This window comes from Brevibacterium ammoniilyticum, from assembly GCF_038429965.1.
Taxonomy (GTDB): Bacteria; Actinomycetota; Actinomycetes; order Actinomycetales; family Brevibacteriaceae; genus Brevibacterium; species Brevibacterium ammoniilyticum.
Window position 1 is genome coordinate 117,531 of record NZ_BAABNP010000004.1, and the last position, 14,217, is coordinate 131,747.

The window sequence follows — 14,217 nt, forward strand, 5'->3', positions numbered from 1 at the left end:
TTGTGTTGAGCGCTGAGTCATCGTCCCTGGGATCCGACTCATGCTCGCCGAGGTGTAGACGGCTTCGCGTCTGCGCGGGTCCATTGGCCTCATCTCTCGTCGTCCTCAGGGCCCAGCCGCCCGGCGACTGAATCGGTGCGCAGTCCGGGGCTGTCGTTCGGTGAGGATCAGCCCAGGTGGGCAGGTCCGTATGTCCGGGCGTGTGCGGGCTCTGGTCGCCTCGTATGCACCGACTCACATGACCACTCGTGTGCTCTCAGCTGTGGACGGACCGCGGACTCGTGTGCGCTGGACCTGTGGACGCTCGGGCGCTGTCCACAGGGGGATTCTCCGGTGCTGACACCCGATGCCCGATCGTCTTCCATGGTCGCTATGGCCATCACCTCGTCGACCCAGCCGCCGCACCGTGCGAAGGCGGCGGCACTGTGCTCCACTGTCGCGCTCCTTGCTCTCCTCGCCGCGCTCCTCCCCGTTTTGCCCCTCCCCGGCCTCGCTGTCACCGCAGCCGCGGCACCCTCTGCCACCTCGGCGACCTGGGTGACACCGGTGCCGGCCATGGAGATCGTCACGGCCTTCGACCCGCCGAAGGAGACTTGGCTGGCCGGGCACCGGGGCATCGACGTCCGTGCGGTGCCGGATGAACCGCTGCGCGCGCCTACGGCAGGGACTGTGAGGTTCCGTGGGTCGGTGGCTGGGACCGACACGGTGAGCATCACCACCGATACCGGACACATCGTCTCGTTCCAGCCCGCTCGCTCGAACGCTGCCGTGGGTGATCGCTTCGCCGCAGGTGAGGCGATCGGCACGGTGTCGAAGGGAGCTCACTGTCAGGAGTCGTGCCTCCACGTCGGCGTCTGGCCCAAGGACAGTGATCGGGCGTACATCGACCCGGCGCCGTTCTTCGGCCAGGACGCGTCCGTGCTCCTTCCGCTCTCCCGCAAACCGGCCGAGGAGTCCACGGGTGCCGACGACACGTCGTCGGGGGCCGGGGCGTGGGGTGGGCACAAGAACGGTCGCATTCCCGCCTCGGCGCTGTGTCCGCTCAAGTCCGCGCCCGGGCACATGCTCAGATGCGATGCGCAGGCGGCGTTCGACCGACTCTCCTACGCCTATTCTGCGCGGTTCGGTCGCCCGATCTCGATCACCGATTCCTACCGTGACTACGACACCCAGGTCATCCTCAAACGTCGCAAGGGCCGGCTCGCGGCCACACCGGGGACGTCGAATCACGGGTGGGCGCTGGCGACGGATCTCGGCGGGGGCATCAATTCCTTCGGCAGCGCCGAGCATCAGTGGATGCGGGCGAATGCACCGAAGTTCGGGTGGGTGCATCCGTCATGGGCGAGGCAGGGAGGTTCTCTGCCCGAGGCGTGGCACTGGGAGTTCAGGAAGTGAGAGTTCGGGGTGTGGGGTCCCAGGGCGTGAGCCCTCAGGCGCGGGGGTGCGCCTGCCGGTACGTCTCCTGGAGGCGCTGCATGGACACGTGGGTATAGATCTGGGTGCTGCTCAGCGTCGAGTGACCGAGGAGTTCCTGGATCTGCCGCAGATCGGCGCCGTTGTCGAGCATGTGGGTCGCAGCCGAATGCCGCAGCCCGTGCGGGCCGATGTCGGGAGCTTCGGGGTTGAGGGCACCGTAGCGGTGGACGAGCTCGCGGACCTGACGGGCCCCGATCCGACCACCGCGCACCCCGAGGAACAGCGCGTCCCCGCTCCTGGCGGTCGCGAAGCGTTCGCGCAGCCTCAGCCACCGCTCGAGAGCGTCTCGGGCGGGTCCGCCGAAGGGCACCCGGCGTTCCTTGTTTCCCTTGCCGAGCACGGTGATCATCGACCGCTGATGGTCGATGTCGCTGCGGTCGAGTCCGCAGAGTTCGGACACTCGCACGGCGGTCGCATAGAGCATCTCGAGGACGGCGGAGTCGCGTGCGTGCAGTGCCTCGGCCGTGCCGTCATCCACTGACGCGGGATCGTCGCCCGTCCTCGCCGGCTCAGGACCGGCGTGTTCCGCATTGCGCCGGTGTGAACCTGGCTCGTCTCTGACGCGCCGTCCGCTGCTGCCGGCAGACCCGGGCACGTCGACAACCGGCTTCTTGGTCATCCGTGACTCCGCCGTCGAGCCCGTTGCGTCACGTGACCCCGCAGATACGAGGTTCGCTGCCTGCTGCGGTTTGAGCACGGTCGGCAGGCGCGAGTCCTTCTTCGGGGTGCGCAGGCGAGCAGCCGGGTTCGCGGGCAGGCCGCGGACGCTCACGCAGTAGCCGAAGAACGATTTGACCGCTGCGATCTTGCGGGCCACCGTCGACTTCGCAGCTCCTGCGTCGTCGAGGGCGATGAGCCAGGAGCGGAGATCATCGAGACTGATATCGGCGACGGCGATCCTCGCCTGAGATGTTCCCGTTCCGACCGCGCCGTCGGCTTCCGTGCCGGCAACGTGGTCAGCGCCCGTGCCGGAAGCGTCGTCCGCTACCGCGCCGCCAGCACCCTTGGTTCCCGCGCCGTCAGCTCTTGTGCCGGCAGTTCTCGCGCCGGCAGCACCGCCATCGCTGGACTCCCCCGATGCGATCCGTCCCGGCAGATGCGCGGCGTGGGCGAAGAAGTCGCCGACGTCACCGACGTAGGCGCGGCGTGTGTGCGCGGAGACATCACGCGCACGCAGGTGGTCAGCGTAGTCGTCGACCACCTCGGGGAAGCGAGGCGTAGTGGTCACGGTTCCAGGGTACGCGGTCAGCGCCTCAGCTTCCTCCATCCGGCCCCGTCGCGTTCGCTCAGTCCCTCGATCTCGAGGAGGGCGAGCGCGGAGAGCGCATCGCCCACGGTCAGCCCGGCACGCGAAGAGATGGTGCCGACGTCGAGGGCTTTCGTCACCGACAGGGAATTGAGACAGATCTTCTCCCTCTCCCCAAGGTCGTCGACTCGTTCGTCGCCGCGATCATTCCCGCGCCCGGTCTCCGCGACCCGGTCGCCCCCTTCGGGGTGGTTCGCCCCCTCCGCACCGCCGTCGTCTCCGGCGAGTCGCCCAGCGTTCCGCACTCCCCCGGTGCCGAAATCTCCGAGTGGCAGCTCATCGTCTCGGATGAGGTCGAGGACATCCCCTGCACCGGTGACGAGTTCGGCCTCGTGGAGGCGGATGAGCCGGTTGGTGCCTGCTGAGGAGGCGGAGTACACCGAGCCGGGATAGGCCGCGACAGCGCGGGAGAGTTCGAGCGCGTGCCGGGCCGTGTTCAGTGCCCCGCTGCGCCACCCGGCCTCGACGACGACCGTGACGAGCGCGGAGGCGGCGATGAGCCGATTGCGCAGCAGGAACCGGTGACGCATGGGTGTCATCCCGGGGGCCGTTTCGGACACGAGCGCACCGTGCTCGAGCACGTGGGCGAAGAGGTCGGAGTTCGCGGCCGGGTAGAACCGGTCGACTCCCCCGGCCATGAACGCCAGCGTCGTCCCCTCCCGTGCCAGCGCCGCCCGGTGCGCTGCCGCGTCGATCCCGAACGCGCCGCCCGAGACGATCGCGCAGCCTTCTGCGGCGAGATCCCAGGCAAGGTCGGAGGCGCACTTCGTCCCGTAGCCGCTCGCGGCACGGGCACCGACGATCGCGACTGCCCTGCTCAGGGATGGGCCGAGCGCAGCCGCGCCCCGCATCCACAGTCCCAACGGCGCCGCCGGTCCGAGGTCGTTGAGCCCTGTAGGCCATTCGTCGTCGGCGGGGATGACGAGTCTCCCGCCGAGGCGGACCATTCCCTCGAGATCGTGTTCTCCGTCCGCATCGGCGGCGCGCACTGCCCAGCGGGCCAGCGCCTCGGCGAGTCGTCCCTGCCCCGCGAGGTCGCCGATCTCAACGGCAAGCCGGTCTGCCGCTTCCGCAGCAGCGGCTTCACCCCGAGCCACGGCTCGGATGAGTTCGAGTGAGGCGATGGGTCCCACGGCATCGACGAGACTTTTGAGCAGGCCGTCGCCCGGTTCGCCGATACGCAAAAGAGCCGCGATCGCAATCCGCTGACCGGTGGTGGTCGATGCTGAGTCGCGACCCTTGTCGATGCTCTCTGTCGTCTCCATCATGCCTCCTGGGTGCGCAGCGCCAGTGCTGTCGCGATCCGCTCGGCGTCGGGGGCAGCGGCTCCGGCCAGGTCGGCCAGGGTCGTCGCGACCCGAAGCACCCGGTCGTAGCCGCGCATCGTGATCCGACCGGTCTCGAGCGCCCGGTCGAGACTGCGCAGCGCCTCGGGTCGCATCCCGAAGTGCTCCCGCAGCCACGGCCCCGGGGCGCCGGCATTGAGCGACCACGGACACTCCGCGTACCGCTGGCTCTGCGCCTGTCTGGCGGCGAGTACTCGAGCAGCGACCTCCGCACTGGGCTCCTGGTCACCGCCGAGGCGAAGATCGGCCGGAGTGATCGGGTAGAGCTCGAGCTGCAGGTCGACCCGGTCGAGCAGCGGTCCCGAGAGACGATTGCGGTACCGCCGCTTGTCCATCGGCGTGCAATGGCAGTCCGAGTTCGCCGCGGACTGCATGCCCGCCCCGCACGGGCACGGATTGGCGGCCATGACGAGCTGGAACGACGCGGGCAGCACCATCGAGCCCCACGCGCGGTGGATGTGGACCTGCCGGGACTCCAGAGGCTGGCGCAGGGCTTCGAGCACGTCCCGGGAGAACTCGGGTGCTTCGTCCATGAAGAGCACACCGTGGTGGGCGCGGCTGAGTATGCCGACGGATCCCGGCTTCCGTCCGCCCACGAGCGCCGAGGCGGTGCTGCGATGATGCGGTGCCTCGAACGGGGGCCGGTGGTCGAGTTCCTCACCGGCGACGAGTTCCCCGCGCAGCGAGCGCACCGCGGCGACCTCGAGCGCCTGGGCATCGGTGAGTGTGGGAAGGATGCCCGGCAGACATTGCGCAAGGAGGGTTTTCCCGGCCCCGGGTGTCCCGCGCATGAGGAGGTTGTGTCCGCCGGCGGCTGCGACCTCGATCCCGAAGCGCGCTTCTTCCTGTCCCTGCACCTCGGCGAGGTCGTGGAGTTCAGGCCCAGGCGTGGCAGGTCCCGCCGGTTCGATGACGGGCGGGAGCTGGGGAACGGTGAGGGTTCCGCCGTAGACGTTGACGAGTTCGGCCAGCGACGACACCGCCTTCACCTCGGCTGTTCCCAGCAGTGCCGCCTCGGCGCTGTTGCCGGCGGGGACGACGAACCGGTCGAAACCGGCGAGCAGTCCCGCACGGAGGACCGGCAGCACCCCGCTGACGGGTCGGATCCGGCCGTCGAGGCCGAGCTCGCCGCAGTGGACGACGGACTCCGTGTCCGCCGGCGGGATGATTCCGCGGGCTCTGAGCACGGCCACGGCGATGCCGAGGTCGAATCCCGTGCCGATCTTCGGCACGCTGCCCGGCGTGAGGTTGATCGTCAGATGCTGAGTGGCCACCGGGAGGCCCAGGAATGCGAGTGCCGCACGCAACCTCTTGCGCGATTCGCTCACCGAGGCGTCGGGCAGCCCGACGATGTCGATGCCCGGCAGGCCGGAGCTGATGACCGCTTCGATGGAGACGATCCTGCCGGCCAGACCCCACAAGGCCACGGCCGCAGCCCGGCCGACGACGGTGGACTCCGGTTCGACGATCGTCCCGACCTGGACCGGCTCCCCGGTTTCGACCGGCTCCCCGACCGGCTCGTCGTCCGCGACGATAGGCAGTCGATCGCTCATGAGTCGACCTGCACATTCCTCACATGGGTGACCAACGGCGCCGGTGACATGACGATGCCGATCGCGTCGATTCGGGTGGCCGGGAAGAACTCGGCCTGAGCGCGCAGCCAGAGACCGGAGAGCATGCGGATCTTCCGCAGCTTGGCCGGAGTGATCGCCTCGAGCGGCGAGCCCTGCCGCATCGTGCGCCGGGTCTTGACCTCGACGAAGACGACGGCCGAACCGTCGCGGGCGATGATGTCGATCTCACCGTGTCGGCACCGAAAGTTCCGTGCGATGACGACCATGCCCTCGGCTTCGAGACGGGCGACAGCCAGGTCTTCGCCGGCCCGTCCCAAGGCGAGCTGCCGCTCACCGCGCGTCGGTGACCTCTCACCGCGCGTCGGCGCATGCGGCGGATCCCCGCCGCCCACCGCCGCCTCGGCGGCTGATGCCTTCGCTGTCCGTGCCATGTGCCCAGGGCATCATGGCCGGAGAGACGAGGGGAAGAGTCGGAAAACGGCCTGTGGAAACCGCGTGGGCGTCCACAGGCCGTGAGCACACGAGTGCGCAGCTATTCACACCCGACGTACGCGCAAGTCAAGCTCACGCGCGTGTCGAATCCGGATGCGGCCGACCTCTCACCGCCCGATCGACGTGGGCGGTTCGAGATCGGACTTCGCGATCTCCTCGATGTTGACGTCCTTGAAGGTGAGCACATGCACCGTTTTGATGAACCGGGCTGACCGGTAGCTGTCCCACACCCAGGCGTCGCGCAGGGTGAGTTCGAAGTAGACGTCGCCGGCGTCGTTGTGGGCCTTGAGGTCGACGTGGTTGGCGAGGTAGAACCGGCGTTCGGTCTCGACGACGTAGGCGAAGAGGCCGACGACGTCGCGGTACTCCTTGTAGAGCTGGAGTTCGAGCTGGGCCTCGTAGTCATCGAGATCATCAGTGCTCACGGCGTACCTCTCTTCGCGTCCGGTTCGGTGTGCAGGCGGAAGCTCCGCCGATGGTGGACGCTCGGTCCGTGCTCAGCGATCGCCTGCCGGTGGTGAACGGTTCCGTATCCGACATTCGACTCCCAACCATACTGCGGGTGCACCTCGGCGAGGTCGATCATCCTCTCATCACGGTCCACTTTCGCCACGATACTCGCCGCCGCGATGACCGGGACGCTGCCGTCGCCTTTGATGACCGTGCGCACGGGAGGGAGGTCGAGGTCGGCTGCAGGACCGAATATCCCCAGGCAATCGAGCGTGAGTGGAGCCGAGAGCCAGTCGTGCTTGCCGTCGAGGAGCACCATCGTCCGGTCGGTGGACCCGATCGACCCGACGACCTCGGTGAGGGCACGGCGAGCTGCGAGACTGAGCGACAGCGTCATCCCGAGGGCGTCGATCTCGGCCGGGGTCGTCGACCCCACCGCCGAGGCGTGCGCCCATGACCGGACACGCGCAGTCGCAGCCGTCCGGGAGGCGGCATCGAGCTGCTTCGAGTCATGGATGCCCGCGGGCACCTCGGCGGCGCAGAGGAGCGCGAGGTCGAAGACGGCGACCCCGACGCTCACGGGTCCGGCCAGGGCACCCCGGCCCACCTCGTCTATGCCGATGACGGTGTCGAACCCCTCGGCAGCCAGGGCGCGTTCGACGCCGAGGTCGTGCAGTCCACGTGCGGCCATCAGCTGACGGTGATTCCCTGCGGTGCGGGGACGTTCGCGAAGACGTCCTTGGGATTGCCCATCCAGCGGATGTGGTTGAGGGGCCAGTTGACGAAGAAGACGGTGCCGACGACGTTCTCGGCCGGGACGAACGGCTGACCGTCCTGGTGGTAACGGGAGTCTGCGGAGTTGCCGCGGTTGTCGCCCATCACCCAGTACTGGCCTTCGGGGACGGTGACGGAGAACTCCATCTCCGAGGGGGCCGTGTCCGGCGGCAGGTAGGTTTCGTCGATCGGGGTGCCGTTGACGAGGATCCTGCCCTTGGCGTCACAGCATGCGACGGTGTCGCCGCCGACGCCGATGACGCGTTTGACCAGCTGGTTGCCCGCGTCGGAGGGGGCGAGGCCGATGAACTCGAGGACCGGGTTGGGCGTGTAGTTCGAGACTTCGGAGCCGGCGAGCCAGTCGTCGGGATCGTCGAAGACGATGATGTCGCCGCGGTTGGCCGGGCCGAACTTCGGGGCGAGCTGGTTGACGAGCACCCGGTCGTCGATCTGCAGGGTGTCCATCATCGACCCGGACGGGATGTAGAACGAACGGACCACCCAGGTCTTCAGCGCAGTGGAGATGAGGAGAGCGATGACGATGATCACCACCGTCTCGGCGAGGCCGCGGAGGATCTTCTTCGAGCGCGGTGGAGCTTGGGGTTCGGGGGTCATTCGTTCGCTTTCGCATCGGACCGCGCCCGGCGCGGGGTGGCTGGAACGAGCGTATCAGTCGAGGCTGGAGCCCTGCCCGATGACCGGGCCGATGACCCGGTCGACGGGGATGAAGCCGCCGCCGGGACGCCCGAGCAGGGCGCGGGAATCGGTCGAATCGTTCCGATTGTCGCCCATCACCCACATGGTTCCCTCAGGGACTTCGATGGAGAACGCCACCGAGGAGGCCGGGCGCGGCGCGTAGTCCTCGGTGAGCGGCTTGCCGTTGAGCAGCAGCCGGCCCTGTGCGTCACAGCATTCGAGTGTGTCCCCGCCGAGGGCGATGACGCGTTTGACGAAGTAGACGTCGCGGGGACCCACACCGACCCACGAGCCGATCTTCTGCAGCGGGGTGGGCAGCGGGTCGTCGACGAAGGAGCCGCGACCGTCGAAGACGACGACGTCGCCGCGCTGGATGTCTCCGGTCAGCGCATCGGGGCGCCACACGGAGATCGTCTCGCCGACGGTGAGTGTCGGCTGCATCGACTCACTGGGAATCGTGAAGCGCTGGATGACGAAACCGCGCACCGAAGCCCCGAGGATGACGATGACGACGGCGATGATGACGAGAGCCTTCCACCACCTCGGCGAGATGCGACGCGACGACGGTGAACGGCGGGCCGACGCATCGCCGTCGGCCGGCGAGCCACCCGCCCCCGGAACACGAAAACGCGACCCGGAGGTCGCGTTTTCGTCATGCTGCGGCATGAGGTGTCCGTGCGGCGCTGGGCCGGACGGTCATCAGGCCTTTTCGCGGATGCGAGCGGCCTTGCCGCGGAGGTTGCGCAGGTAGTAGAGCTTCGCGCGGCGGACGTCGCCGCGGGACAGCACCTCGATCTGCTCGACGATCGGCGAGTGCACCGGGAGGGTGCGCTCGACGCCGACGCCGAAGCTGATCTTGCGAACCGTGAACGTCTCACGGATGCCGTCGCCCTGACGGCGGATGACGACACCCTTGAAGACCTGGATGCGCGAGCGGCTGCCCTCGACCACGCGGACGTGGACGTTGAGGGTGTCACCGGGGCGGAAATCGGGAACGTCGGACTTCAGCGAGGCTGCGTCGACAACATCGAGCTTCTGCATTGTGCTTCTCCTGTGGCCTCTGCTTCAGGTCGAGGACACGCATATCGGACCGGCGATGCCGGTGGTCGGATTCGTCTGCCGGGATCCCTCCCCTGCTCCACCGGGCTGTGGCCGGCGGCTGAAACGGGCACCCATCCCCCTGAAGCAGGTGGATGCCAACAAACGCGGATCTATTCTGTCACGGGTGCGTCCCCGGACTCAAACCGGTCGAGGACGGCGCGGTCGGCCGCGTCGAGGTCGGAGAGCTCGGCGAGCAGGTCCGGCCTGACCTCGGCGGTGCGTTCGAGACGTCGGTCACGTCGCCAGCGGGCGATCGCGGCATGGTTGCCGCTGAGCAGGATCTCCGGGACCTCATGCCCGCGCCAGGTCGCCGGCTTCGTGAAGATCGGGTATTCGAGGAGGCCGTCCTCGTGGCTCTCCTCGGTCAGGGATTCGGGGTTGCCGATGACGCCGGGGATGAGGCGGCTGACGGCCTCGATCATCACCATCGACGCGACTTCGCCCCCGTTGAGGACGTAGTCGCCGATGCTCATGGGGCGCACGTCGAAGGTCTCCCCCGCCCAGTCGAGGACCCGCTGATCGATGCCCTCGTACCGTCCGCACGCGAAGACGAGATGCTGGGCGTGCGCAAGATCCTCCGCGATCCGCTGATCGAAGACCTCCCCTGCCGGGCTCGGCACGATGAGGATCGGTTGGGGGGCCTCTGCCGTCCCCTCGCCGAGGTGGTCCTGCGAATCCGCGGCACTGTCCGCCTCCGCCGGTGCCGGACCCCGGCCGAGGACGTGCTCGAGGGCGAGCGCCCACGGTTCGGCTTTCATCACCATGCCGGCGCCGCCCCCGTACGGGGAGTCGTCGACGGTGCGGTGGCGGTCGAAGGCGAAGTCGCGCAGGTCGTGGACACCGAGGTCGAGCAGCCCCTGGTCGATGGCCTTGCCGATGAGGGAGAGCGTGAGCCCCTCGAGGTAGTCGGGGAAGATCGAGACGACGTCGATGCGCATGGCCGGGCTCACTCGGCGTCGAGAAGACCGGAGGGCGGGGTGAGCACGATCCGCCCGGAGTCGGTGTCGACCTCGGGCACGATCGCGGTCACGAAGGGGATGAGGATCTCGCGGCCGTCGGTGTGCTTGAGGTGGAGGAGGTCCTGCGCGGTGCCGCTCGTGACGTCGACGATCTCGCCGACGACGTCCTCGCCGACGTAGGCCGTCAACCCGATGAGGTCATCGAGCGCCCACGCATCGTCTTCGTTGGCGTCGTCGTCCTGCTCGGCGAGGATGAGGGTGTTGCGGATCTCCTCGGCACGGGTGCGGTCGGGCACCTCGTCGAAGGCGAGGAGAAGACGATCACGGTGCCAGCGGCTTGACTTGAGGGTGAGCTCGCCGATGTCGGGGTCCGTCGCATAGGTCATTCCGGGCACGAGGCGCTCGTCGGGTCGGTCGGTGCGGACCTCGACGGTGAATTCGCCTCTGATGCCGTGCGGTTTGCCCAGGCGGGCGATCACCATGTCCATGCGTGCTCCTCATCGCGTGCGAGTGCTCGGTCAGCACCCCTCGATTCATGCTCGACCAGTCTAGTCGGACGTGCCCGGCGCCTCGCTCGGAGTCTGCCCGACCTCGCGTGTGAGCCCACTCACCTTGTGATACTTTTGCTGTAGTCGAACCTGCCACCAGCAGTTTCGACCACTCTGCCCCTTGACACCCCGACGACACCCACTCGAGACACCCGCGGTCCCCGCCACGAAGGAGCTCGCATGCGACCGTCCCCACTCGCCGCTCTCGCCGTCATGGCGCTGCTGCTCTCCGGATGCGGATCCGGGGCATCGGATGAGTCGGATCAGGCCTCCCCCACCTCGGCGCCGAAGGCGGAATGGTCGGACTGGATCGAGCTCGACGCGCCGATGGCGATCATGGCCGCCACCGCCGACTACGCGGTTCTCAGCGAAACGGGAGAACCGAACCTCGCCGTCTACGACCGGTCCGGCAAGGAGCTGTGGACGCTGCCCGAGCCGCAGGACTTCCGACCCGACCTGCCCTCGGCGACGATTGCGAGCAATGGGGAATCGGTGTTCGTCGTCGAACAGAAGGCCCTCACCGCGTTCGACTGGTCGACAGGGAAGCAGCAGTGGGCCTTCGACTTCGCTGAGTTCGGGGAGTGCGTCCTCCCCGCCGACGTCAGCCTCCTCACCTCTCGACTCACCGAGGCGGTGGGCACCGGTGGGACTCTCGTGCTCAACGCCAACGCCGCCGAGAGCTCGTACGATCGGCTCCCCCAGTCGTGCTTCGGTGAGATCACCAGCGACTTCAAGGACGTCGACGTCCTGGTCGGCATCGATGCGAAGACCGGCGAGAAGAAGTGGAGTCAGGCCGACAATCTCAATCACAAGCAGCTCGACGCCGCCCTCAGCCTCGACGGCAGGTTCGTCGACCGGGTCGTGACGAACAAGCTGCCCATCTATCTCGAACGCACTGAGATCGGCACCGGCAAGAAGAAGCGAGCTCGCCTCATGCTCGACGAATGGGGCTATTCGTTCCCCGACCCCGTCTTCATGAGCGATATGGGCCAGGACGAATTCGCCATCGACCTGGGCGGCAACGGGTTCGTGCTCACCCAGGTCGAGAAGTGGACAGAGAGCGTCGACGACGCGAAGTCGTTCCCTCCCGGCGACGCCGACCCGTGCGAAGTCGACGTCTCGACGTCACGGTCGGGAATCCAATACTGTCTCGAGGCACCCAACGGCGAAGGAGACTACCGGTCCAAGCTCGTCCGCGGACTCGCGGCCGACGGGACGCCGGCCCCGGTGACGACGCCGATCACCGATGCACCGTGGACCGCAGCAGGACCGACGAACGTGCCGACCGATCCCGAAACCTCCGGGCCCGGCATCTTCGGCATCGACCCGATCGCCCCACGCGACGGTGCTGACCCGCTCATCGGACTGCCCGGGAAGGACGCCCCGCTGCAGGGGATCAACCTGGCCTCGGGTGAGGTCGAATGGACCGTCCCAGGAAAGCCGGGGAACTACGCGGAGTACGCGAGCTACGTCCCTCCCACCGGAGAGTTCGTCACGAGCATGGGCGGCGAGATCGTCGGCATCGACGCAACGAGCGGCGAGGAGACGTGGAGGGAGCCGGCTCCATTCGACGGTGCCTCTCCGATGAGCGCGCAGGGCCCGTTCGTCCTCGTCCGCAGCGAAGACGCCGGGCGGTCCGTTCTGAGAACAGTGGAGGTGGCGAAATGAGTCCCCGGTCAGCCCGCGTGAGACGCTCCCGGTCGATCCGTGCGACGGTGGGGCTCGCCTGTCTGGGCGTCCTCGCGCTCGTCCTCAGCGGGTGCAGCGGCGATGAGGAGCCCGGTGACTCTCCTGACTCCGGTTCCGCCTCGGCGCCGGCGGGGAAATGGTCGGACTGGATGAGCTTCGACTCCTCCTCGGTGCTCGGGGCCAACGATGAGAGCTTCCTGCTGAGCACCTCGTCGGGACGTCCCGCGATCCATACGCGTCAGGGCGAGCTCGTCGCCGAACTTCCGCCGGTCCTCGACGCGACGTTCTCTCCCCGTGTCCAGGTCACCCCGGGGAGGATCATCGCCCAGCTCGACGACGACGCCGGCACCGTCGCGGCATTCGACTGGACGGGGAAGAAGGTCTGGGACCTCGACCCCGGAACGATCGACGAGTGCGCCCCCGGCCCCTACTTCTCGATCCGCCCGTCGGAGTCGATGACGCAGAACATCAGCGCCGGTGCCCCGGTGCTGCTCAACTATCAGGAGCAGTACGCCGACGACGGCATCGTCGCAGACATTCCCGACCAGTGCTACGACGGCAGTCGCGCCGACTACTCCGATGCGACTCACGTCCTCGCTCTCGACCCCGACACCGGGAAGGAGCGGTGGCGGGTCAAGGAAAGAGTCGACGAGCAGGTCGACGGCACCTCTGTCGACCCCACCGGCCGCTTCCTCGATCGCGTCGTGTCCTCACGGGGATACCCGGCACTCGTCCGCACCGAGATCGCGACCGGGAAGTCCTCAGCGGCCTCCGTCGACCCTCTGGCCGTCGGCGGCGATTCCGCGCTGGGCAGCAGATACACGATCGACCACCTCGGCGATGATGTCTTCTATCTCTCCCCCTACGACACGGAGGGCGGCGGCGAACCGGCACCGGTCCGCGTGACGAAGTGGCGCGACGTGGATGCTCCGCCCGATCCGGACGCAGCGACGGGCACCGACACCGAAGTCCTCGACCCGCTCCCCCACGGTGCGTGCCGGATGAGCACGCGGGCGAGCGAATCCGGATTCGTGTACTGCCTTCTCCCGCCCGGCAACGGACCGGACTGGAGGTACAGCGGAGGTCTCGTCGCGACACCGGGGACGGACGCGATCACGCCGCGTACGGCACCGAAGGATCTCAAGCCGTGGTCGCTCGAGGCACCGCAGGAGCTCAAGGACGTTTCGGCCGAGGACGAATCCCTGCTCTTCCTCGGACCCGACCCCGTCATCGCGCGGGAGGGGCAGGCACCGCTCATCGTGGTGCCGTCGGGCAAAAACACTGCGGTGGCCGTCGATCTCACCACCGGCGATGAGGTCTGGCGCAGCCCCGACCTCGGCGCAGTCGACCCGACCACAGCCGCGTACGTCGCACAGCCGACATCGGTGCCGACGATCGGCGAAGTCGTGATCGCCCACGGCGACAAGCTCGTCGGCCTCGATGCCGCAACCGGCGAGGTCGCGTGGAGCGAGACCGTCGACGGCGGGGTGCAGATGATCACCCACTCCAACGGAGTGCTCGCGGTCAAGGACTCCTCAGGTACGGCACGCGTGAGAGTCGTCGAAGGCGCCTGAGCGTGTTGTGGCGATGAGCGCGGGCCGGAGCGATGCCCACGGCGAGTGATCACGCGGTTCTCATCCGTATGGCGTGGTCTGATCCATGCCATACGGATGAGAACCGAGCGGTTGCGGGAATAGGCGACGGGACAGCTCACCGGATGTCCCAGCGCTGCGCACATGTCCGCAGCGTGGGGACTTCTGGCGTGCAGCGCCCGGACCCCGCCCGTGAATGCGCGAAAGGGCGTCG

General features: G+C 68.1%; 14 protein-coding genes. 3 read left to right on the top strand and 11 right to left on the bottom strand.

All coding sequences use genetic code 11. The features are described from left to right. Positions 1-372: 372 nt before the first annotated feature. Entirely contained in the window at positions 373-1,395 is a 1,023-nt protein-coding gene (locus tag AAHA49_RS06170; RefSeq protein ID WP_342037619.1) for a peptidoglycan DD-metalloendopeptidase family protein, read from the top strand. Positions 1,396-1,429: 34 nt separating this feature from the next. Here the strand turns inward: AAHA49_RS06170 and AAHA49_RS06175 are convergent, their stop codons facing one another. The 11 genes from AAHA49_RS06175 to rimM all read right to left on the bottom strand — a co-directional run bounded on the left by AAHA49_RS06175 (position 1,430) and on the right by rimM (position 10,662). Next, entirely contained in the window at positions 1,430-2,704 is a 1,275-nt protein-coding gene (locus AAHA49_RS06175; RefSeq protein ID WP_342037620.1) for a tyrosine recombinase XerC, read from the bottom strand. A gap of 17 nt (positions 2,705-2,721) precedes the next feature. Next, positions 2,722-4,050, bottom strand: coding sequence for a DNA-processing protein DprA (gene dprA, locus AAHA49_RS06180; RefSeq protein ID WP_342037621.1), 1,329 nt, complete (start codon positions 4,048-4,050; stop codon positions 2,722-2,724). Further along, positions 4,047-5,681 (bottom strand): YifB family Mg chelatase-like AAA ATPase, encoded by a 1,635-nt coding sequence (locus AAHA49_RS06185; protein WP_342037622.1) that lies wholly within the window; start codon positions 5,679-5,681, stop codon positions 4,047-4,049. The genes dprA and AAHA49_RS06185 overlap by 4 nt, the downstream gene beginning before the upstream one ends. Beyond that, entirely contained in the window at positions 5,678-6,133 is a 456-nt protein-coding gene (locus AAHA49_RS06190) for a YraN family protein (RefSeq protein ID WP_342037623.1), read from the bottom strand. Before AAHA49_RS06190 ends, AAHA49_RS06185 begins: the two co-directional genes overlap by 4 nt. A gap of 168 nt (positions 6,134-6,301) precedes the next feature. Beyond that, positions 6,302-6,619, bottom strand: a complete 318-nt coding sequence (locus tag AAHA49_RS06195) for a DUF2469 domain-containing protein (protein ID WP_339392549.1) — start codon at positions 6,617-6,619, stop codon at positions 6,302-6,304. Next, a complete protein-coding gene (locus AAHA49_RS06200; RefSeq protein ID WP_342037624.1) occupies positions 6,616-7,335 on the bottom strand; it encodes a ribonuclease HII in 720 nt (239 codons plus the stop codon). Before AAHA49_RS06200 ends, AAHA49_RS06195 begins: the two co-directional genes overlap by 4 nt. Continuing rightward, a complete protein-coding gene (gene lepB, locus AAHA49_RS06205) occupies positions 7,335-8,033 on the bottom strand; it encodes a signal peptidase I (protein ID WP_342037625.1) in 699 nt (232 codons plus the stop codon). Before lepB (AAHA49_RS06205) ends, AAHA49_RS06200 begins: the two co-directional genes overlap by 1 nt. Positions 8,034-8,087: 54 nt before the next feature. After that, positions 8,088-8,780: a signal peptidase I gene (gene lepB, locus AAHA49_RS06210; RefSeq protein WP_342037626.1), complete on the bottom strand. Its 693-nt coding sequence runs from the start codon at positions 8,778-8,780 to the stop codon at positions 8,088-8,090. A 33-nt stretch (positions 8,781-8,813) separates the two neighbouring features. Further along, entirely contained in the window at positions 8,814-9,155 is a 342-nt protein-coding gene (gene rplS / locus AAHA49_RS06215; RefSeq protein WP_339392553.1) for a 50S ribosomal protein L19, read from the bottom strand. A 170-nt stretch (positions 9,156-9,325) separates the two neighbouring features. Continuing rightward, complete coding sequence (trmD, locus tag AAHA49_RS06220) at positions 9,326-10,153, bottom strand: tRNA (guanosine(37)-N1)-methyltransferase TrmD (RefSeq protein ID WP_342037627.1); 828 nt, start codon at positions 10,151-10,153, stop codon at positions 9,326-9,328. 8 nt (positions 10,154-10,161) lie between these two features. Next, entirely contained in the window at positions 10,162-10,662 is a 501-nt protein-coding gene (gene rimM / locus AAHA49_RS06225; protein ID WP_342037628.1) for a ribosome maturation factor RimM, read from the bottom strand. Positions 10,663-10,902: 240 nt separating this feature from the next. Here rimM and AAHA49_RS06230 point away from each other — a divergent pair, with 240 nt between their 5' ends. Then, the gene (locus AAHA49_RS06230) at positions 10,903-12,390 is read left to right on the top strand and encodes an outer membrane protein assembly factor BamB family protein (RefSeq protein WP_342037629.1); all 1,488 of its coding nucleotides are present in this window, start codon (positions 10,903-10,905) and stop codon (positions 12,388-12,390) included. Next, complete coding sequence (locus AAHA49_RS06235; RefSeq protein ID WP_342037630.1) at positions 12,387-13,985, top strand: outer membrane protein assembly factor BamB family protein; 1,599 nt, start codon at positions 12,387-12,389, stop codon at positions 13,983-13,985. The genes AAHA49_RS06230 and AAHA49_RS06235 overlap by 4 nt, the downstream gene beginning before the upstream one ends. Positions 13,986-14,217: the final 232 nt, after the last annotated feature.